This window comes from Phyllobacterium sp. NPDC097923, assembly GCF_044760925.1.
Taxonomy (GTDB): Bacteria; Pseudomonadota; Alphaproteobacteria; order Rhizobiales; family Rhizobiaceae; genus Phyllobacterium; species Phyllobacterium calauticae.
Genome location: NZ_JBIWBL010000002.1, coordinates 553,919 through 573,871 on the forward strand (window position 1 = coordinate 553,919; position 19,953 = coordinate 573,871).

The window sequence follows — 19,953 nt, forward strand, 5'->3', positions numbered from 1 at the left end:
CTGCAGAAAAGCGGCCTTCGGGCCGCTTTTTTTGTCTCACCCGCGATCACAACAAAATTTGGCCGAAGTCGCGTTGCTCGTGTTAGATAGGTTCGCCGTAAATCGTTGCGGTGGTTAAATTCCCATATCAGGGGCGGTAAAGGAATGAACAAACGACTGAAAAGATTGGTTATGGCTGTGGCGGTTCTGCCTTTTCTGGCAACCGGCGCCAGCCATGCCTCGAACCTTGATGGCAGCTTTTTTCCCGCTGCGCCGAAGGCAAATGTCGGGAAAAGCGATGCGCCGATCCTTATGGCTCAGGCAGGCGATCCGCGTGTCAGCCAGCTGGAAGAGCAGATCAGGCAGCTGACAGGCAAGATCGAAGACCTTAATTTCCAGTTGCTGCAAATGCAGGAGCAGATGCGCAAGGTTCAGGAAGACAATGAGTTCCGTTTCCAGGAACTGGAAAAGAAGGGCGGCGGTAAGAAAACCGATGCCGGCGGCAAGGGCGACCGTACGGTTGCCGGTGCCGCGCCTTCTCGGACAACAGGGGAGGCATCGCCAGATGCCTCCGCTTACCCCGCGGCTCCGTCGCGGACATCCCCATCCGACAGCACCGATTCCGCTGCTATTGACCCTCAGCCCAATGCTCCGCAGTCTCCGCAGGTCGGCGAACCGCCGCGCGCGCTTGGACAGATTGAGTTCGATGCCAATGGCAACGTAATCGGTGAAACAAGGAACGACACCGCTCCGGCAGCCAATCCCAGTCTTGCGTCGCTGCCGCAGACGGATGATCCCAATGCGCTGTACCGGCAGGCCTATCAATTGTTCCTGTCCGGCGATTATCGCAATGCCGAAGCTGCCTTCCGCAGCCATATCGAGCGGTTCCCGAAAGATCCCTCCGATCCCGATGCGCGCTACTGGCTCGGCGAATCGCTGTATGGCCAGGAGCGCTACCAGGAAGCGGCATCGGTCTTCATCGACAACCACAAGCAGTTTCCCGACTCCAAGAAAAGCCCGGAAAACCTGCTCAAGCTTGGCATGACGCTGGCGAAGATGAAGGACCACGATGTCGCCTGCGCCACCTTTGCAACGGTGAGCTCACGCTATCCCAGCCTCTCGGTCGCGCTCAAAGAGCGCGTGAAGAATGAACGTGCCGCCAACAAATGCTGACCATCGCCTCGATCCGGAAGAGATTTTCGCTGGACTCGATTTCAACCGTCTGACGGCGGTCGTCGTTGCCGTTTCCGGCGGCAGCGATTCTCTCGCTCTGCTTTTCCTGCTTGATGATCTGCGCAGAAGCCGGGTCGCCTTTCCCCGTATCGTTGCCATCACCGTCGATCATGGGCTGCGGGCGGAATCAGCGGAGGAAGCCCTGTATGTCGCCGACCTGTGCAAGGCGGCGGGTCTCGACCACCATATTGTCAACTGGGCCGAAGCCAAGCCCGCCACCGGGCTGTCCGCCAAGGCGCGCGAGGCCCGCTACCGGCTGCTTCGCGACGCCGCCGGCGAAGCGGAAACCGATGTGATCCTGACCGGCCATACGCTGGACGATCAGAACGAGACGTTCATGATGCGCGCGGCGCGCGGCGGCGAACGCGGCCTTGCCGGCATGGCGCGGTTCACCCTGCTCGAGCGGGAGACATGGCTGGTCAGGCCGCTGCTCGGGATCAGGCGCGAAGACTTGCGCGGCTATCTGCGCGCGCGCGGGATAGTCTGGCGCGACGATCCGTCCAATGCGAACCCGCAGTCCGAACGGGTGCAGGTCAGGACGGCGCTGCAGGAACAGGGCAGCGGCGACATTCCAGCGCGCGTTGCGCGCAAAGGCGCGCAGCGGCTTGCCGTCAACGGCGAGGCGGCGACGCTCCTGCTGGGTCATGTCACGGTGACGGACGGCGTCAGGGCCGAGGTGAACACAGCAGGTTTCGATCAGTATGGCGATGCTGCCCAGCGCCTCGCCATGGGGGTTCTATTGGCCGCTATGGGCGGCCTGTCGTTTCTGCCGTCCGTGCAGGAATGCGGCAAGGCCGTCCGCCATCTCACCGGCGCGGATGGCCCCCGCCGCATGAGTCTTGGCCGCTGCATAATCCAGCGGGTTAAGACGGGCGTAACCATATACCGCGAAATGCGTTCGATTCCCGATGCCGTCATCGCACCAGGTTGCGCCATGGTCTGGGATGGGCGCTACCGCGTGTCGAATGGCGCGCCGATCGCGCTGCGGATCAGGGCGGCGGGCGATGACGGGGTGGTGTTTTTGCAGGAGGGCGGCTGCGGGAATGTGCACCGCGCTTCGATCTCATCCAGCCCGGCCCTTGTGGTCGAGGGCCGGATTGTTGCCGTCCCGGCCGGACCGCATCACGGGAATGTGCCTGCGGGGGTCGAGGTGACACGACACGTCGCCCTGTTCGATCATATCCTTTCAGGCTATGATGAAAACCTTGCCGCCAGCGTGGCAAAATTGTTTGGTTTGCAGGATTACAAGCGATTTTCTGTAAACCAGATTGATAAGAATTGATCTCAGTTTGATTGCCAGCCTTGGCAAGGCCACGCTTCGAACCTATGTTACGTGTAAATTCCGCGTCCTTGCGGTTGTGATTGATGGGACCCGATAATGAATCCTAACTACCGGAACTTCGCACTGTGGGCGATTATCGCTTTGCTTCTGATCGCGTTGTTCAACCTTTTTCAAAGCCCTTCCCAGCGTTCGGCATCCAGTGATGTGCCCTATTCGACGTTCATAACGGACGTGAATAATGGCCGCGTGAAAACGGTGACGATCGCCGGCAACCGCATCACGGGCACCTATGCCGACAACAACGCAACGTTCCAGACCTATTCGCCTGGAGATGCCGGCCTCGTCGGCCGCCTCGAGAGCAAGAATGTCCAGATCGCCGCCCGGCCCGAGACCGATGGCTCGACATCGTTTGTCGGCATGCTGATCAACTGGCTGCCGATGATCCTGATCGTCGGCGTGTGGATTTTCTTCATGCGCCAGATGCAGGGCGGCTCGCGTGGCGCCATGGGTTTTGGCAAGTCCAAAGCCAAGCTTCTCACCGAGGCGCATGGGCGCGTGACGTTCCAGGACGTGGCCGGCGTTGACGAAGCCAAGGAAGACCTGGAAGAAATCGTCGAATTCCTGCGCGACGCGCAGAAATTCCAGCGGCTTGGCGGGCGCATTCCGCGCGGCGTGCTGCTCGTGGGCCCTCCCGGTACCGGCAAGACGCTTCTGGCGCGCGCCATCGCCGGTGAAGCCAATGTGCCGTTCTTCACCATCTCCGGTTCCGACTTCGTTGAAATGTTCGTCGGCGTCGGTGCATCGCGTGTGCGTGACATGTTCGAACAGGCGAAGAAGAATGCGCCCTGCATCATCTTCATCGACGAAATCGATGCGGTCGGCCGTCATCGCGGCGCCGGTCTGGGCGGTGGCAATGACGAACGCGAGCAGACGCTGAACCAGCTGCTGGTCGAGATGGATGGTTTCGAGGCCAATGAAGGCGTCATCCTGATTGCCGCGACCAACCGTCCCGATGTTCTCGATCCAGCCTTGCTGCGTCCGGGCCGTTTCGACCGTCAGGTCGTCGTGCCCAATCCGGACGTTACCGGCCGCGAAAAGATCCTGAAGGTTCATGCCCGCAATGTTCCGCTGGCACCCAATGTCGATCTGAAGATTCTGGCCCGCGGCACACCCGGCTTCTCCGGTGCCGATCTGATGAACCTTGTCAACGAAGCCGCCCTGATGGCAGCGCGCCGCAACAAGCGCCTCGTCACCATGCTCGAATTCGAAGATGCCAAGGACAAGATCATGATGGGTGCCGAGCGCCGCTCGACAGCCATGACCCAGGCGGAAAAGGAACTGACGGCCTATCATGAAGCCGGTCACGCCATCGTGGCGCTGAACGTGGCGATGGCCGATCCCCTGCACAAGGCGACGATCATTCCGCGCGGCCGTGCACTTGGCATGGTCATGCAGCTGCCGGAAGCCGACCGCTATTCCATGAGCTACAAGTGGATGATCTCGCGTCTGGCGATCATGATGGGCGGCCGTATTGCCGAAGAACTGAAATTCGGCAAGGAGAACATCACCTCCGGCGCATCGTCGGATATCGAGCAGGCCACCAAGCTTGCCCGGGCGATGGTGACCCGCTGGGGCTTCTCCGATAAGCTCGGTCAGGTTGCCTATGGCGAAAACCAAGAAGAAGTGTTCCTCGGCCACTCCGTTGCCCGGACGCAGAATGTATCCGAGGAGACGGCGCAGTTGATCGATGCGGAAGTGCGCAAGCTGATCGATGATGCCTATACGCAGGCGCGCGTCATTCTGACGAAGAAGAAGAAGGAATGGATCGCCATTGCCGAAGGTCTGCTCGAATACGAGACGCTGACCGGCGAAGAGATCAAGGCCCTCATGGCAGGCAACAAGCCAGCCCGCGATCTTGGCGATGATACGCCGCCGTCGCGCGGTTCGGCCGTTCCGAAAGCCGGTTCGGCCAAGAAGCCGCGCAAGGGCGATGAGCCTGACAAGGGGCTCGAACCTCAGCCGCAATCCTGATTGCGGCACACGCCAACAAGCAACGGCCGGTGTTCACCGGCCGTTTTTGCACGGATTGTTCACGGATTGAATGATAGTATAATCGCCACATAATTTGTGAAATGCGCAAGGAAAGGTCTTCTGCAATAAGCGTGAAGATCAGGCACAAGCACAACAGGCTGAACACCGGCGCCGCCGGATAAGAGTTGGCCGCACAGTTTGGATAGACATTATGGCTCGAAAATATTTCGGCACCGACGGTATTCGCGGACAGGCAAATGCCTACCCCATGACACCGGATATCGCGATGAAGGTCGGCATGGCTGTCGGCCTCGCCTTCAAGCGCGGCAATCACCGCAACAGGGTGGTGATCGGCAAGGACACCCGTCTTTCCGGCTACATGATCGAGAACGCGCTGGTCGCCGGCTTTACCTCAACAGGCATGGATGTCTTTCTGCTCGGACCGATACCGACGCCCGCCGTGGCCATGCTGTGCCGCTCGCTGCGTGCCGATATCGGCGTGATGATATCCGCCTCGCATAATCCCTACCATGACAACGGTATCAAGCTTTTCGGCCCGGATGGCTTCAAGCTCTCCGACGAGATCGAGCTTGAGATCGAACGGCTGATGGACGAGGACCTGTCGGGGCGGTTGTCGAGTTTTGAAGCCCTCGGACGGGCCAAGCGCGTCGATGGCGATATCTATCGTTATATCGAGTTCGCCAAGCGGACGATGCCGAAGAACATCTCGCTCGCCGGTTTGAGGGTCGTCGTGGATTGCGCCAACGGTGCGGCCTACAAGGTTGCGCCCGCTGCCCTGTGGGAGCTTGGCGCCGATGTCGTGACGATCAATGACAAGCCGAACGGCACCAACATCAACGAGGATTGCGGCTCGACGCATCCGTTGAGCCTGATCAAGAAGGTGCACGAGGTGCGGGCGGATATCGGCATTGCGCTGGATGGCGATGCGGACCGTGTGCTCATCGTCGACGAGAAGGGCTCGATCATCGATGGTGATCAGCTGATGGCGGTGATCGCGCAGTCCTGGCAGGAATCGGACCGGCTTGTCGGCGGCGGTGTTGTCGCAACGGTCATGTCCAACCTTGGCTTTGAACGCTTTCTCGGCGATCGCGGCCTGACCCTGGCCCGCACCAATGTCGGCGACCGCTACGTGGTCGAGCATATGCGCAATCATGGCTTCAACATCGGTGGCGAACAGTCCGGCCATATCGTCATTTCTGATTTCTCGACGACCGGCGACGGACTTGTTTCTGCCCTGCAGATTCTGGCCGTGGTTCAGGAGGAGGGGAAACCCGTCAGCGAGGTCTGCCGCAAGTTCGAACCGGTGCCCCAGGTGCTCAAGAACATCCGCACGGCGGGCGGCAAGCCGCTCGAGGACAAGAAGGTCAAGACGGCGATCGATGATGCCCGCGACCGTCTTGGGACATCCGGCCGTCTGGTCATCCGTCCGTCGGGAACGGAGCCCTTGATCCGTGTCATGGCGGAAGGGGACGACAGCCAGCTGGTCGATACCGTCGTCAATGATATCATTTCGGTGATCTCGTCGGTCAAATCGGCAGCCTGATTGTCGCCAGCCGCAACGCGCTGGATGGGCCCCTTTGCGGGCCCATTTTCACATCTGCCCGGCGGTATTGGGTTTGTTAACGTTAATGATCATGGTGAACAAACACGGTTAAGCGGGATTTAACTTTTTCCCCCCATATTCCCTTCTAGAACCTTAGTAGCATTCGCTGCGTTTCGATTTTTGGGCCTGACGAGGGATATGAAATGGGCATTTTCAATAAATATGCTGCAGCAAGTGCAGCTCTGCTATGCCTGGGGGCAATCCCGGCTTACGCTGCGGATCCGGTGGAAGTGCCGGTGGTCGAAGTGCAGCAGTTCGGCGGATGGTATCTGCGCGGCGATATCGGCATGAGTAACCAGCGCCTCGGCAATCTGGACTATGTCGGCTTCGGCGACGCAGCGCAGCACGGCTTTCTGGAGGACGGTTCGTTCGATGCCGGGATCACCGGCCAGATTGGTGTCGGTTATCAGTTCAACGATTGGCTTCGTGCTGACGTAACCGGCCAGTATCGCGGCAAAACCGAATTCAGCGCCCTTGATTTCTATTCCAACCCCGCGCTGGGACAGTATGGAACCAACCAATATCATGCGAAGAAATCCGAATGGCTGTTCCTGGCCAACGCCTATGCGGATCTCGGCACATTCAGCGGCATAACCCCCTATGTCGGTGGTGGTATTGGTGCGTCGCGCAACACGATCTCCAACTTCACCGATGACAACATTCTCAATGGCGGCGGCGGTTATGCCGACAGTGCCTCCCAGTGGAACTTCGCATGGGCGCTGCATGCCGGTGTCGGCATCAAGGCAACGGACCGCATGACCATCGATGTCGGGTACAGCTATGTCAATCTTGGCGATGGCCAGACCGCCAATGCGCATAATTATGTTGATCGTTTCACACGCGCCAATCCTGAGCCGTTCAAATTCAAGGACATCACGTCGCATGATTTCAAGGTCGGCGTACGCTACGCTTTCTGATTGAAACGACTTGGTTTTTCGAGCGGCAGGAGCATTGCTCCTGCCGTTTTCGTTTGTGTTGCAGTCTGCCGGTCCTCGCAGATTTAATGTCGCACGCAAACATATTTCTTGACTGTGAACGACATTTCTCCTAGTTCCCGGAGTGGGCCACCTCTCCCCAACGAGAGGCGTGCTATCTGTGAGGATAGGAGAAAACATGACGACGCTTGTAAAGCCGGCGCAGCGCCCGGCTAACCCGAATTTTTCATCAGGTCCCTGTGCAAAACGTCCCGGATGGTCGCTTCAAGCGCTTTCCGACGCACCGCTTGGCCGCTCGCATCGCGCCAAGGTCGGCAAGACGAAGCTGAAACAGGCGATCGATCTTACCCGCGATATCCTGCAAGTCCCCGCCGATTACCGCATCGGCATTGTTCCGGCGTCCGATACCGGCGCTGTCGAGATGGCCCTGTGGTCGCTGCTCGGCGCGCGCGGCGTCGACATGGTTGCCTGGGAAAGCTTTGGCGCGGGCTGGATCACCGACGTGGTCAAGCAGCTGAAGCTTGGCGATGCCCGGACCATCGAGGCCGGTTATGGTGAACTGCCAGACCTTTCAACAGTCGATTTTGACCGCGATGTCGTCTTCACCTGGAACGGCACGACCTCGGGCGTGCGGGTGCCCAATGGCGATTTCATTCCGGCGGACCGCAAGGGCCTGACCATCTGCGACGCCACCTCGGCGGCGTTTGCGCAGCGTCTTGATTTCGACAAGCTCGATGTCGTCACCTTCTCCTGGCAGAAAGTGCTCGGCGGCGAGGGTGCGCACGGCATGCTGATCCTCAGCCCGCGCGCTGTCGAACGGCTGGAAAGCTACAAGCCCGCCTGGCCGCTGCCGAAGATTTTCCGCCTGACCTCCGGCGGCAAGCTGATCGAAGGTATTTTCTCCGGCGAGACGATCAACACGCCGTCGATGCTGTGCGTCGAAGATTACATCGATGCGTTGAACTGGGCAAAATCGCTCGGCGGTCTGGATGGACTTGTCGGCCGCGCCGACCGCAACTTTGCCGCACTCGATGCCTTTGTCGAACGCACGCCATGGATTGCCAATCTGGCAAAGGTCCCGGCGACCCGGTCCAACACCTCCGTGTGCCTGACCATCGTCGATCCCGAGATCACGGCGCTCGACAAGGATGCCCAGGCCAATTTCGCCAAGAACCTGGTTGCGGTTCTGGAGAAGGAAGGCGTTGCCTATGATATCGGCGCCTACCGCGACGCTCCATCGGGGCTGCGCATCTGGGCAGGTGCGACGGTCGAAACGGCCGATCTCGAAGCGCTGACGCTGTGGCTTGACTGGGCATTCCAGTCGCAAAAGGCCGCGCTGAAACAGGCTGCCTGATTTCACCGGCTTGACGTGACCGCAGCAGATGCGGTCACCCCCATTCAAAATTTCACCGATTCAACGATGGAGGCCATGATGGCACCGCGCGTACTCGTATCCGATAAACTCTCCCCGACCGCCGTTCAGATCTTCAAGGATCGTGGCGTAGAGGTCGATTACCTGCCGGATCTCGGCAAGGACAAGGAAAAGCTGGCCGAAGTGATCGGCCAGTATGACGGTCTTGCCATCCGTTCGGCCACCAAGGTCACGGAAAAGCTGATTGCCGCCGCCCCCAACCTGAAGGTCATCGGCCGCGCCGGTATCGGCGTCGATAATGTCGATATTCCCGCCGCGTCCCGCCGGGGTATCATCGTGATGAACACGCCTTTCGGCAATTCCATCACCACGGCCGAACATGCCATCGCGCTGATGTTCGCGGTTGCCCGCGAACTGCCGGAAGCCGACGCTTCCACCCGTGCCGGCAAGTGGGAAAAGAACCGCTTCATGGGCGTCGAGATCACCGGCAAGACGCTGGGTATCATCGGTTGCGGCAATATCGGTTCGATTGTCGCCACGCGCGGCGTCGGCCTCAAGATGCACGTCATCGCTTTCGATCCGTTCCTGTCGGAAGGCCGGGCCGAAGAGCTGGGCGTCGAAAAGGTCGAGCTTGACGAACTGCTGACGCGGGCCGATTTCATCAGCCTGCACACACCGATGACCGACAAGACCCGCGGCATCATCAACGCGGATACCATCGCCAAGATGAAGGATGGCGTGCGCATCGTCAATTGCGCCCGCGGCGGCCTGATCGTCGAGAAGGATCTGGTCGCGGCCCTGAAGGCGGGCAAGGTTGCCGGTGCCGGCATCGATGTGTTCGAGGTGGAACCTGCGACGGAGAACGAGCTGTTCAACCTGCCGAACGTCGTCTGCACGCCGCATCTTGGCGCGTCGACAAGCGAAGCGCAGGAGAATGTCGCGCTGCAGGTTGCCGAGCAGATGGCGGACTACCTGATCAAGGGTGCGGTTTCCAACGCGATCAACATGCCATCGATCACGGCGGAGGAAGCGCCGCGCCTGAAGCCGTTCGTCAAGCTGGCGGAAGTGCTGGGCGCCTTTGTCGGGCAGGTTACCGATGAGCCGATCCAGGAAGTGGAAGTGCTGTTCGACGGTTCCACCGCCGCGATGAACACCCGGGCGCTGGTCAGTGCGGCCCTGGCCGGCCTGATCCGCCCGCAGGTGGCGGATGTGAACATGGTGTCGGCACCGGTCATGGTGAAGGAACGGGGCATTATTCTCTCCGAAGTGCGTCGTGACAAGTCGGGTGTGTTCGACGGCTATATCAAACTGACGGTCAAATCCGCTTCATTGACCCGCTCGATTGCCGGCACCTGTTTTTCCGACGGCAAGCCGCGCTTCATCCAGATCAAGGGCATCAATCTCGATGCCGAAGTTGGCCAGCACATGCTCTACACGACCAACAACGACACACCAGGCATGATCGGCATGCTTGGCACGATCTGCGGCAAGAACGGCGTCAACATCGCCAACTTCTCGCTGGGCCGCGACAATCCCGGCGGCAACGCCATCGCCATGCTCTATCTCGACGAGCGGATTCCGGATCATGTTCTGGAAGAACTGCGCGTGAACAAGGCAATTGTTTCGGCCAAACCGCTGGAATTTGACATCGGCTGATTGTAGGGATGGCGTATGTCGACATCCCAAACGCACACACTGAACTGGCGCCGGATGGAAGCGGGGGACCTCGCTTCCGTCATCGCCATGGCCGCCGTCATCCATACGGATTTTTTCGAGGATGATGCGATCTATCTGGAACGCATGCGTCTTTACGGCAAAGGCTGCTTTGTCCTTGAGGGGCAGGGCGGTGAACTTTTTGGCTATGCGATCACGCATCCGTGGCAGCTCTTTGCCACGCCGGCCCTGAACAGCCTGCTCGAGCGCCTGCCGGATCATCCGACGACCTATTATCTGCACGATATCGCGCTCCTGCCCGCCTCGCGCGGCAGCGGTGCGGCGCCGCGCATCGTGTCGATCCTTGCCGATCAGGCGCGTGCCGAGGGGCTCGAAACCATGTCGCTGGTCTCGGTCAACAATTCCGCCGGCTTCTGGCAGAAGCAGGGCTTCGCGGTGGTGCAGCGGCCGGAACTCGATACCAAGCTCAAATCCTATTCGGATGATGCCTGTTTCATGTTGCGCAGGCTTGCCTGATCAGGCGGCGGCGTGCTTGCGGCCGCTGATTTCAGCAATGCCGATGCCGCCGAGAACCAGCACCAGGGCGACGGCGTGATAGAGGTGAAATGCCTCGCCCAGCAGGATCACGGCCAGCAGCGTGCCGAAGATCGGTACCGCATTGATGAACAGGCCGGCGCGATTGGCACCGATATATTCGACCCCCTTGATGAACAGCACCTGCGCGGCAAGCGATGGCAAAAGCGCGGTGTAAAGCACGACCATCGTGCCGGTGAAATCCGGTGCGACCAGCGCGCCATCCAGCCATTCCCAGATCGTGAACGGGATGGCGGTGACAAAGGCAAAGAACGTCATGACCGTCATCAGGCTTTGCCAGTGAATGGCCGGGCGAAGCCGCAATGCCACGGTATAGCCGCTGTAGAACAGCACAGCGAGCAGCATCAGCGCATCGCCCTGGTTGACCTCGAGTTCCGCCAGCTTGAGGAAGCTGCCATGCCCGGCGGTCAAAGCCACGCCGACGAGCGACAGGCTGAAGCCGAAGATCTGGCCGGGGCGCACGGCCATGCCGAACAGCAGCAGGTTGGCAACGAAGATCACCATCGGCATGCCGGCCTGTTCGATGGTGACGTTGATGGCCGAGGTGTAGTTCAAGGCGGTGTAGAGGGCCATATTGAAGAAGGTGAAGCCGAACCCGCCCAGGGCGGCGAGCAGCGGCAGATGGGCGCGCAGCACTTTCCAGTCCCGCCTGACCTGGCTGCCGCTGATTGCGGCGACGACCGCGAAGGCGATAAGCCAGCGCAGCATGGTCAAAAGCATCGGCGAGATATGGCCGACCGCGAGCTTGCCCGCCACGGCATTGCCGCCCCACAGGAGGGCGGTGACGAGCAGAAAGATGTATGCGGTGCGATTCATGGCGGGCTGCTTATACTTTGGCGGGAGAAGTGTTGCGGTGTGGCCAGAACAATAGGTTTATTCGTTTAATAATGGCAAATTGGCCACGCTTCAGCCGAAAGAATTGTCGCGCTTTTATGAACCAGCCTGTATAGAAGCACCGCATTTAGCAAAAAATGCATGACGAGGTTATGACTCGAGGAGTTTTGAATGGCAAATGTTGTGGTGATCGGCTCCCAGTGGGGTGACGAGGGCAAGGGCAAGATTGTCGATTGGCTTTCCGAACGGGCCGATATCATTGTCCGCTTTCAGGGCGGGCACAATGCCGGCCATACGCTGGTTGTCGATGGTGTCACCTACAAGCTGTCGCTGTTGCCATCGGGCGTGGTGCGCAAGGGCAAGCTCTCGATCATCGGCAATGGTGTTGTCTTCGATCCGCATGCATTCATCGCCGAAAAGAAAAAGCTCGAGGCGCAGGGTGTCGTCATTACCCCCGAAACGCTGAAGATCGCCGAGAACACGACGCTGATCCTGTCGATCCATGGCGAGCTTGACCGCCGCCGCGAAGCCTCCAATTCCGGCACCAAGATCGGCACGACCGGCCGCGGCATCGGCCCGGCCTATGAAGACAAGGTCGGCCGCCGCGCCATTCACGTGCTTGATCTCGCCGATCCCGACACGCTTCCGGCGAAGATCGAACGGCTGCTTGCCCATCACAATCCGCTGCGCCGCGGTCTCGGCATCGAGGAAGTTGATGCCGGAAAGCTGCTGAACGAGCTGCTTGAAGCGGCGCCACACATCATCCCGTTCATGGACCGCGTCTGGTATGTTCTCGACCAGAAGAAGCGGGCCGGCGAGCGCATCCTGTTCGAAGGCGCGCAGGGTACCCTGCTCGATATCGACCATGGCACCTATCCGTTCGTGACCTCGTCGAACACCGTGGCCGGTCAGGCATCCGCCGGTTCCGGCATCGGACCCGGCTCGCTGCATTATGTTCTTGGCATCACCAAGGCCTATACGACGCGCGTCGGCGAAGGCCCGTTCCCGACCGAACAGCAGAATGAAGTTGGCGAATTCCTCGGACAACGCGGCCATGAATTCGGCGTCGTCACCGGGCGCAAGCGCCGTTGCGGCTGGTTCGATGCGGTGCTGGTGCGCCAGGCCGTTGCCAACAACGGCATCAGCGGTATCGCGCTGACCAAGCTCGACGTGCTTGACGGTCTCGATGAGATCAAGGTCTGCACCAGCTATGAACTCGATGGCGAGGTTATCGATTACCTCCCGGCCAGCCAGGGCGCGCAGGCGCGGGTCAAGCCGATCTATGTGACGCTGGAAGGTTGGAAAGAGACAACAGCCGGAGCGCGCAGCTGGAGCGAACTGCCGGCGCAGGCGGTGAAATATGCCCGCTATCTGGAAGAGCTGATCGGTGCGCCGATCGCGCTGCTTTCGACCAGCCCGGAACGGGACGACACAATACTTGTTACCGACCCGTTTCATGATTAGACTCACAAACGAGTTTCGATGTTAATCTCACAACAAAACCATAGGTTTGGGTGAATGGCTGATTTCGTTGCAGTATTGAGAAAGACAATTGACGGGCTCGCGGACCCAAAGCCCGAGCTTCGTCAACGTGTGTATGCAAAGGCTCGCGCAACGATTGAGCAAAAGCTTGCGACGCTGAATGCGCCGGAAGCTGTCGCCGTTCGCCAGAAACAGGCGCTGGAAGATGCGATCACCGAAGTCGAGTCGGATTTCGCGCCTGCTCTCGACGATCTGACGCATGTCCCCGACCCGGTTCCCGTTGCGGCTCCTGTTCCGCCACCACCGCCGCCACCGCTGCCGGTTGCCCCGGCACCGGTTGTGGCAAAGCCGGAGCCTGCTGTGGCGATGCCGCCAAAGCCGGCACCCGTCGCAACGCCTCCGGTCGTGCCCGCGCCATCCTTTACCAAGCCCATCGCCCAGTCCGATGCGCTTGAGGATTTCCTGACGACCCACACGCCGAGCGGCGCCAAGCCGATCGAGCACCGGGAGGACGGGTTCCACTACGAACGATCGGACGAGCGTCCCCTTGCCGGATCTTTTTCCGGTATGGCCGGCAAGCTGAAATCCGGTCGCGGACCGGAAGAGGAGCTTGACGACGAGCCGGACCTGAAACCGGAGGATCGCGGGCCCACGGACTATGGCGTTTACTCGCGCGGACCGCTGAAGCAGCCGAAACAGAAGCGCTCGCTGGTTCCCCTGGTCAGCCTTCTCGGCCTGCTCATCCTCATTGGCGGCGGTGCCTATGCCGGCTGGACCTACAAGGACCAGATCGCTGCGCGGGCCGCATCGGTCAAGACCTACCTTGCCAGCCTGACAGGCGGCGGCGACAAAGCCCCGGCGAAACCGGCCGAGACCGCCAGCAACCAGCCGGCAACACCGCCCGCGAAGACAGAACAGCCCGCGCAACCTGCGGCACAGCCTGCAACGCCAACGGCACCGGCGGGCGAAGCAAAGCCCGAACCGAAATTGACGCAGCGGCTGTTGCCGGACGGACAGGAAATCAATCCGGGCCCGGCCAACGACACGCCTTCGCTGGGCGAAGGCACATCGGTTGCCGCCTCGACGCCGGATCAGCAGCCTGCAACACAGCCGCCAGCGCAGGGACAGCAGACAGCTCCAGCCGGACAGACAACGCCCCCGCCAGCGGCGCTGCCGATCGGCCAGAAGGCATTTTTCTATGAGGAGCGTTCCGGACAGGATGCCGGCACGGCGGATGCGGGCGGTGTCGTCTGGTCCGTGGTGCAGGAATCGCCGGGCAACGACCTGCCGCCCGAACCGGCAATCCGCGCCGAGGTGACTATCCCGGACCGTGGCATCAAGCTGCGCATGGTCATCCGCCGCAACGGTGACAAGACGTTGCCGGCCAGCCATCTCGTCGAAATGATCTTCACGGTTCCCGAAGGGTTCCCCGGCGGGTCCATCGATGCGGTGTCGCGCATGACGCTGAAGGATACCGAACAGGCTCCCGGCAGCCCGCTCGTCGGCATCCCGGCCAAGATTGCCGACAACTTCTTCATCATCGCGATGAATGACGCGAAAACCGCGGTTGATACCAACATGGCTTTGCTGCGCCGTCAGTCGTGGATCGATATCCCGATTGCCTACAAGACTGGACGCCGTGCGCTGCTGACGCTGGAAAAAGGCTTGCCGGGCGAGAAGGCCTTTGACGACGTGCTGAAGGCATGGGCTGCCAAGGCGGGCGGCTAGTCCGTCGCATCCCAACGACCGATGAAAAAGGCTCCGTGGAAACGGAGCCTTTTTTCATCGCAATTGCTTTTCCATGGGTTGCCCGCCAATCTCGCGGGCTGGTTCCCCGCTTGTTTGCGGCGGGCGCCGGTAATAGACATCCCATTCGTCCTCGCCCGTCTGCGTAAAACCGTGGCGGGCATAAAAGCGTCCGGCATCGCTTTGCTGGAGCACGCTCAGGCGGATCGGCAGGCCGGCGGCGTCGGCTTCGCTAAGCAGCCGCTGCAGAACCGCGCTGCCCAGACCCTTTCCCTGATGTTCGGGCGCGATGTAGAAATGCTCAAGCAGCAGATCTCCGTCTGCCGGTCCCATCGCCACGCATCCGGCCAGTTCCCCCTGAGGCCGCATGATGAGCCTTGTATAATGCGGGCGGTATGAATTGCGAAAGCGGTCATAGGCGCGCCACTCGTCGAACCGCCCGATCCGTTCCAGGCTTTCACGCATGCAACGAAGGCGTAATTGCAGAAGCCGGTCGAAATCTTCTACGGTGGCGGGTTCTAAGGTGAACATGGAAAGCTGCCTGTGGTGACTCGTTTGCCTACAGGCTGGTTTTAGCGCAAGTCTTTGTCAATATTGTCATCGGTCCGCAGGGGGATTTGGAGGAGACGGGGATGATCGGCTACACGATGATCGGAACGAATGACCTGGAAAAATCCCTGCGTTTCTATGATCCGCTCATGGCGGCAATGGATCTTGATCAATGCTGGCGCGATGAGCAGTCGGTTTCATGGGGCAAGCGCGCGGATGAGTCTGTTCCGCGATTCTTCGTCGGCTATCCTTTTGACGGCGGGGCTGCGACGGTGGGCAATGGCAGTATGACCGCCTTCCTGTTCGACAATGCCGGCATCGTCGACCGGCTCCATGCGCTGGCGATGCAGAACGGCGGAAGCGACGAGGGCGCGCCGGGGCCAAGGCCGCACTACGGCGCGGGCTTTTACGGCGCTTATGCGCGCGATCCCGACGGCAACAAGCTGGCTTTCGTCTGCTACAACGCCGGATGAGACGGGCGGCGCAGCGGCCGAAAATGCAAAAGGCCCCGGATATCCGGGGCCCTTTGTCTCATTCGCGGTGCGCTTGTCAGCGCGCGTCGGAACCGGTCGAAACCAGCGCCTTCAATTGTTTGCTGGCTGCTGCTTTCACCGCATCCTGCACCTTCTCAAAAGCACGCACTTCGATCTGGCGTACGCGCTCGCGGCTGATGCCGAACTCGGTCGACAGATCCTCGAGCGTTACCGGATCGTCGGCCAGGCGGCGGGCCTGGAAAATGCGCCGTTCGCGGTCATTGAGCGATGACATCGCGCCGGAGAGCATTTCGCGCCGGTTTTCCAGTTCGTCCTGTTCGATCAGCATGTCTTCGGCGCTGTCGTGGTCGTCGACCAGCCAGTCCTGCCAGTCACCGCCGGCTTCGCCGTCGGAAGAGCGGATCGGGGCGTTCAGCGATGCATCGCCGGACAGCCGGCGGTTCATCGATACGACCTCGTCCTCGGACACGCTGAGGCGGGTGGCGATTTCCTTGACCTGTTCAGGGTTGAGGTCGCCATCGTCCAGCGCCTGAATCTTGCTCTTCACCTTGCGCAGGTTGAAGAACAGGCGCTTCTGGTTGGCTGTCGTGCCCATCTTGACCAGGCTCCACGAGCGCAGGACATATTCCTGGATCGAGGCCTTGATCCACCACATGGCATAGGTCGCCAAACGGAAGCCGCGTTCCGGCTCAAACCGCTTGACCGCCTGCATCAGACCGACATTGCCTTCGGAAATGACCTCGCCGATCGGCAGGCCATAGCCGCGATAACCCATGGCAATCTTGGCGACGAGCCGCAGATGGCTGGTCACGAGTCTATGGGCCGCTTTCGGATCGGCATGCTCCAGATACCGCTTGGCGAGCATGTACTCTTCCTGCGGTTCGAGCATGGGAAAACGGCGAATCTCTTCGAGATAACGGGTCAGTCCCCCGTCACCGGCAACAATACTTGGAAGATTTTGGGCCACTGAGCACCCCTCCTCATTGTGAGATGAACCCCCATTATCGGCGGGTTCGCAGCAACCGGCCGCCCGCATTGCGCGGCACGACCGGACCAGTGCTATCCATATATAGGTAGCATTTTGTCAAAAACACGATGCATTAAGAACCGAAACAATTTGTCACATAAATGTGAACAACAGAGTCAAGATTTCCGTCTGCGTTCTATAACGTACGGTATGAAATAAAGTTCCGCAAGTGTTTTCGATTTTTTCTGCCAGGATCCCTAAAGCGGAGTTGTCCGGAATGCGGTCAGCAGTTCGGCCATATCCTCCGGCACATCCGCTTCGAAGCGCATGATCTCGCCGGTGGACGGGTGTTCGAATGCCAGCACCTGCGCATGCAGCGCCTGCCGTGAAAAGCCCTTGACCACGCTCTGCAGCGGTTCGGCCAGCTTGTTGGCCTTGGTCTTGTAGGCGCTGCCATATTCCACGTCGCCCACCAGGGGGTGGCCGATATGGGCCATGTGCACGCGGATCTGATGGGTCCGTCCGGTTTCGAGGCGGCATTCGATCAGCGAGGCGACCGCCGTCGAATCCTCTTTGGCGCCGAAGCGCTCCTGCACGTCGAAATGCGTGACCGCATGACGCGCATCGTCGCGTTCCTCATGCACGACCGCCTGCTTGGTGCGGTCGCGGTGCGAGCGGCCGAGCGGCGCGTCGATGGTGCCGGTCTTGCGGTCGGGCGTGCCCCAGACAAGCGCGAGATAGGCGCGTTCCAGATCGCCGGTGCGGCCGTGATCGGCAAACTGAGCGCTGAGGTGGCGGTGGGCGAGGTCGTTCTTGGCCACGACCATGACGCCGCTGGTTTCCTTGTCGAGACGGTGCACGATGCCAGGGCGTTTGACGCCGCCGACACCGGACAGCGTATCGCCGCAATGGTGGATCAGCGCATTGACCAGCGTGCCGGTCCAGTTGCCGTTGCCGGGATGGACCACGAGACCGGCGGGCTTGTTGATGACGATCAGGTCGATATCCTCGTAGAGAATGTCGAGCGCGATGTCTTCGCCGGCGGGCGTCGCATCTTCCGGTTCGGGAATTTCCACCGTGATGCTGATGCCTTCGCGCAGCTTGTGTTTCGTCTCGCGCACGACCTTGCCGTCGACGCTGACCTGCCCGTCGCCGATGAGCGCCTGGATGCGGTTGCGGGACAAATCCGGTGCCAGCTGCGCCGAGAGCCATGCGTCAAGTCGCTTGCCCGTTGCCTCGTTATCGGTAATTAGCTCTTTCAAAGACCGCGTCCCTTCGTTACAGAGGCTTGGTTTCGAAACCTCGGAGAATGCCATACATGGCCAATATCAATGCTGATACGGAAACGGAAGAGCAGCCGCTCGATCCAGCAATGGAACGGGTGCGCCGCAAGATGATCCGGCTTCTGGCTGTTTCCATCGGCATCATGGTGATTGGTCTTATGGCGGTGCTTGCGGCCATTGTCTACAAGATTAACCAGCCGGTGGGCGGCGCGGCCAAGCCGGCAGCGGTCCGTTCCGAGGCGCCGGGGCAGCCGATTGGCGATGCGCTGGTGGGTGAAGCCATCACGCTTGATCCCGGCACGCGCGTACTGTCGCACAATCTTTCCGGATCGATGCTGTCACTGGAAACGCGGCTGGCAAACGGCACGCGGCAGATTCTCGTCTATGACCTGGCGACGAAGCGCGTCGTGGCGCGCATTTCGGAAGCGGCCAATTAGATATTGCAGACCGCTGCAATGACCATTCTCTTGCAAATGGTCATTGCACTTTTCGATTTGCTTGATTATACCCGCGCAATCGACTGCGCGCCCATCGTCTAGCGGTCAGGACGGCGCCCTCTCACGGCGCAAACAGGGGTTCGATTCCCCTTGGGCGTACCACTCACCTGAAATGCGAAGAAGAATGTCTGGCCGGTTTGCACCGGCCATTGATCGTATCAGGCACGCTTTTTCCTGGGCGCGGCCGCGCGCGGCCTGGTTTCAAGGCCGCTCTTGTAGAGATTGTTGCGGTCGAGGTTCTTGACGTCGCGTTCGCCGCACAGCGCCATGGTGACGTCGAGCTCGTTGCGGATGATCTCCAGAGCTTGCGTGACGCCCTGCTTGCCGCCGGCACCCAGCCCGTAGAGGAAGGCGCGGCCGATGAAGGTGCCCTTGGCGCCGATGGCGAGCGCCTTCAGCACATCCTGACCGGAGCGGATGCCGCCATCGAACAGAACTTCGATCTTGTCGCCGACCGCGTCAACGATATCGGCGAGCGCTGAAATCGAGGACGGAGCGCCATCCAGCTGGCGGCCGCCATGATTCGACACGATAATGGCATCGGCGCCGGTCGAAACGGCCATGCGCGCGTCCTCGACATCGAGAATGCCTTTGAGGATCAGCTTGCCGCCCCAGCGTTCCTTGATCCAGGCGACATCGTTCCAGGACAGGCGCGGGTCGAATTGTTCATCCGTCCATGTGCCGAGCGAAGAGAGATCGCCGACACCCTTGGCATGGCCGACGATATTGCGGAACGTGCGGCGCTCGGTCTTCAGCATGCCGAGGCACCATTGTGGGCGGGTGGCCATCTGCCAGATGTGCTTGGCGGTGAATTTCGGCGGGGCGGACAGTCCGTTGCGCACATCCTTGTGGCGCTGGCCGAGAATCTGCAGATCGAGTGTCAGAACCAGTGCGGAGCATCTGGCCGCCTTGGCGCGGTCGATCAGGTTTTTGACGAAGTCGCGGTCGCGCATGACATAGAGCTGGAACCAGAATGGCTTCTTCGTCACCGAGGCGACGTCCTCGATGGAGCAGATGCTCATGGTCGACAGGGTGAACGGCACGCCGAATTCCTCGGCCGCCTGCGCGGCCAGCATTTCGCCGTCCGCATGCTGCATGCCGGTCAGGCCGGTCGGGGCGAGGGCAACCGGCATAGAGACGGCCTGGCCCGCCATGGTGCTTTCCAATGTCCGGTCGCTCATATCGACGGCCACGCGCTGGCGCAGCTGGATCTTGCGGAAATCCTCCTCGTTGGCGCGGTAGGTGCTTTCCGTCCAAGCACCGGAATCCGCATAGTCGAAAAACATTTTCGGCACGCGGCGCTGGGCAATTCTCTTCAAATCGGCAATTTCAACGGTCTTGGGCATGGGTTCCGTCCGGAGGTTTCTGTTTTTGATT

The 19,953-nt window shown here is 60.4% G+C and carries 17 protein-coding genes and 1 tRNA gene; 13 read left to right on the forward strand and 5 right to left on the reverse strand.

What is annotated here, in order from left to right; genetic code table 11:
- The first annotated feature begins 171 nt into the window (after window positions 1-171).
- The 8 genes from ybgF (at window position 172) to ACIQWS_RS15150 (ending at window position 10,646) form a co-directional block, all read left to right on the forward strand.
- Complete coding sequence (gene ybgF / locus ACIQWS_RS15115) at window positions 172-1,152, forward strand: tol-pal system protein YbgF (RefSeq protein ID WP_346307149.1); 981 nt, start codon at window positions 172-174, stop codon at window positions 1,150-1,152.
- Window positions 1,133-2,494: a tRNA lysidine(34) synthetase TilS gene (tilS, locus tag ACIQWS_RS15120; protein WP_403180626.1), complete on the forward strand. Its 1,362-nt coding sequence runs from the start codon at window positions 1,133-1,135 to the stop codon at window positions 2,492-2,494. The genes ybgF and tilS overlap by 20 nt, the downstream gene beginning before the upstream one ends.
- A gap of 96 nt (window positions 2,495-2,590) precedes the next feature.
- Window positions 2,591-4,525 (forward strand): ATP-dependent zinc metalloprotease FtsH, encoded by a 1,935-nt coding sequence (gene ftsH, locus ACIQWS_RS15125; protein WP_346307147.1) that lies wholly within the window; start codon window positions 2,591-2,593, stop codon window positions 4,523-4,525.
- A 211-nt stretch (window positions 4,526-4,736) separates the two neighbouring features.
- Window positions 4,737-6,089, forward strand: coding sequence for a phosphoglucosamine mutase (gene glmM / locus ACIQWS_RS15130; RefSeq protein ID WP_403180631.1), 1,353 nt, complete (start codon window positions 4,737-4,739; stop codon window positions 6,087-6,089).
- Window positions 6,090-6,292: 203 nt separating this feature from the next.
- Window positions 6,293-7,066, forward strand: a complete 774-nt coding sequence (locus ACIQWS_RS15135; protein WP_346307146.1) for an outer membrane beta-barrel protein — start codon at window positions 6,293-6,295, stop codon at window positions 7,064-7,066.
- A 196-nt stretch (window positions 7,067-7,262) separates the two neighbouring features.
- On the forward strand, window positions 7,263-8,438 hold the full coding sequence (locus tag ACIQWS_RS15140; protein WP_403180635.1) for a phosphoserine transaminase: 1,176 nt from the start codon (window positions 7,263-7,265) through the stop codon (window positions 8,436-8,438).
- Between the two features lie 78 nt (window positions 8,439-8,516).
- The gene (gene serA / locus ACIQWS_RS15145; protein ID WP_403180638.1) at window positions 8,517-10,112 is read left to right on the forward strand and encodes a phosphoglycerate dehydrogenase; all 1,596 of its coding nucleotides are present in this window, start codon (window positions 8,517-8,519) and stop codon (window positions 10,110-10,112) included.
- A 15-nt stretch (window positions 10,113-10,127) separates the two neighbouring features.
- Window positions 10,128-10,646 (forward strand): GNAT family N-acetyltransferase, encoded by a 519-nt coding sequence (locus ACIQWS_RS15150; RefSeq protein WP_403180640.1) that lies wholly within the window; start codon window positions 10,128-10,130, stop codon window positions 10,644-10,646.
- Here ACIQWS_RS15150 and ACIQWS_RS15155 read toward each other — a convergent pair whose 3' ends face one another.
- Window positions 10,647-11,540, reverse strand: a complete 894-nt coding sequence (locus tag ACIQWS_RS15155; protein ID WP_346307142.1) for a DMT family transporter — start codon at window positions 11,538-11,540, stop codon at window positions 10,647-10,649.
- Window positions 11,541-11,729: 189 nt separating this feature from the next.
- On the opposite strand from ACIQWS_RS15155, the gene ACIQWS_RS15160 reads away from it, so the two are divergent.
- Both ACIQWS_RS15160 and ACIQWS_RS15165 read left to right on the forward strand, forming a co-directional pair.
- Window positions 11,730-13,022 carry an adenylosuccinate synthase gene (locus ACIQWS_RS15160; RefSeq protein WP_403180645.1) on the forward strand — a complete coding sequence of 431 codons (1,293 nt, stop codon included), beginning with the start codon at window positions 11,730-11,732 and terminating at the stop codon, window positions 13,020-13,022.
- A gap of 54 nt (window positions 13,023-13,076) precedes the next feature.
- A complete protein-coding gene (locus ACIQWS_RS15165; protein ID WP_403180648.1) occupies window positions 13,077-14,768 on the forward strand; it encodes a hypothetical protein in 1,692 nt (563 codons plus the stop codon).
- Window positions 14,769-14,822: 54 nt separating this feature from the next.
- Here ACIQWS_RS15165 and ACIQWS_RS15170 read toward each other — a convergent pair whose 3' ends face one another.
- Window positions 14,823-15,317: a GNAT family N-acetyltransferase gene (locus ACIQWS_RS15170; RefSeq protein WP_403180653.1), complete on the reverse strand. Its 495-nt coding sequence runs from the start codon at window positions 15,315-15,317 to the stop codon at window positions 14,823-14,825.
- A gap of 101 nt (window positions 15,318-15,418) precedes the next feature.
- On the opposite strand from ACIQWS_RS15170, the gene ACIQWS_RS15175 reads away from it, so the two are divergent.
- The gene (locus ACIQWS_RS15175; RefSeq protein WP_403180656.1) at window positions 15,419-15,808 is read left to right on the forward strand and encodes a VOC family protein; all 390 of its coding nucleotides are present in this window, start codon (window positions 15,419-15,421) and stop codon (window positions 15,806-15,808) included.
- Between the two features lie 76 nt (window positions 15,809-15,884).
- On the opposite strand, the gene rpoH is transcribed toward ACIQWS_RS15175, so the two are convergent.
- Window positions 15,885-16,796, reverse strand: coding sequence for an RNA polymerase sigma factor RpoH (gene rpoH / locus ACIQWS_RS15180; protein ID WP_223613638.1), 912 nt, complete (start codon window positions 16,794-16,796; stop codon window positions 15,885-15,887).
- Between the two features lie 257 nt (window positions 16,797-17,053).
- Entirely contained in the window at window positions 17,054-18,112 is a 1,059-nt protein-coding gene (locus ACIQWS_RS15185; RefSeq protein ID WP_403180663.1) for an RluA family pseudouridine synthase, read from the reverse strand.
- Window positions 18,113-18,114: 2 nt separating this feature from the next.
- Here ACIQWS_RS15185 and ACIQWS_RS15190 point away from each other — a divergent pair, with 2 nt between their 5' ends.
- Complete coding sequence (locus ACIQWS_RS15190; RefSeq protein WP_403180665.1) at window positions 18,115-18,516, forward strand: fimbrial protein; 402 nt, start codon at window positions 18,115-18,117, stop codon at window positions 18,514-18,516.
- An 87-nt stretch (window positions 18,517-18,603) separates the two neighbouring features.
- Window positions 18,604-18,678: transfer RNA gene (locus tag ACIQWS_RS15195), tRNA-Glu, on the forward strand.
- Window positions 18,679-18,734: 56 nt separating this feature from the next.
- Here ACIQWS_RS15195 and ACIQWS_RS15200 read toward each other — a convergent pair.
- Entirely contained in the window at window positions 18,735-19,922 is a 1,188-nt protein-coding gene (locus ACIQWS_RS15200) for an L-lactate dehydrogenase (protein WP_403180668.1), read from the reverse strand.
- Window positions 19,923-19,953 lie beyond the last annotated feature (31 nt).

Excerpts from the sequence above, each read along its gene's own strand:
- ACIQWS_RS15160 (WP_403180645.1), top strand. The coding sequence starts at position 11,730 with ATGGCAAATGTTGTGGTGATCGGCTCCCAGTGGGGTGACGAGGGCAAG.
- ACIQWS_RS15135 (WP_346307146.1), top strand. The coding sequence starts at position 6,293 with ATGGGCATTTTCAATAAATATGCTGCAGCAAGTGCAGCTCTGCTATGC.
- ACIQWS_RS15175 (WP_403180656.1), top strand. The coding sequence starts at position 15,419 with ATGATCGGCTACACGATGATCGGAACGAATGACCTGGAAAAATCCCTG.
- ACIQWS_RS15150 (WP_403180640.1), top strand. The coding sequence starts at position 10,128 with ATGTCGACATCCCAAACGCACACACTGAACTGGCGCCGGATGGAAGCG.
- ACIQWS_RS15140 (WP_403180635.1), top strand. The coding sequence starts at position 7,263 with ATGACGACGCTTGTAAAGCCGGCGCAGCGCCCGGCTAACCCGAATTTT.
- ACIQWS_RS15155 (WP_346307142.1), bottom strand. The coding sequence starts at position 11,540 with ATGAATCGCACCGCATACATCTTTCTGCTCGTCACCGCCCTCCTGTGG.
- ACIQWS_RS15190 (WP_403180665.1), top strand. The coding sequence starts at position 18,115 with ATGGCCAATATCAATGCTGATACGGAAACGGAAGAGCAGCCGCTCGAT.
- glmM (WP_403180631.1), top strand. The coding sequence starts at position 4,737 with ATGGCTCGAAAATATTTCGGCACCGACGGTATTCGCGGACAGGCAAAT.
- ybgF (WP_346307149.1), top strand. The coding sequence starts at position 172 with ATGGCTGTGGCGGTTCTGCCTTTTCTGGCAACCGGCGCCAGCCATGCC.
- ACIQWS_RS15165 (WP_403180648.1), top strand. The coding sequence starts at position 13,077 with ATGGCTGATTTCGTTGCAGTATTGAGAAAGACAATTGACGGGCTCGCG.
- ACIQWS_RS15200 (WP_403180668.1), bottom strand. The coding sequence starts at position 19,922 with ATGCCCAAGACCGTTGAAATTGCCGATTTGAAGAGAATTGCCCAGCGC.
- ACIQWS_RS15170 (WP_403180653.1), bottom strand. The coding sequence starts at position 15,317 with ATGTTCACCTTAGAACCCGCCACCGTAGAAGATTTCGACCGGCTTCTG.
- ACIQWS_RS15185 (WP_403180663.1), bottom strand. The coding sequence starts at position 18,112 with ATGGCATTCTCCGAGGTTTCGAAACCAAGCCTCTGTAACGAAGGGACG.
- ftsH (WP_346307147.1), top strand. The coding sequence starts at position 2,591 with ATGAATCCTAACTACCGGAACTTCGCACTGTGGGCGATTATCGCTTTG.
- serA (WP_403180638.1), top strand. The coding sequence starts at position 8,517 with ATGGCACCGCGCGTACTCGTATCCGATAAACTCTCCCCGACCGCCGTT.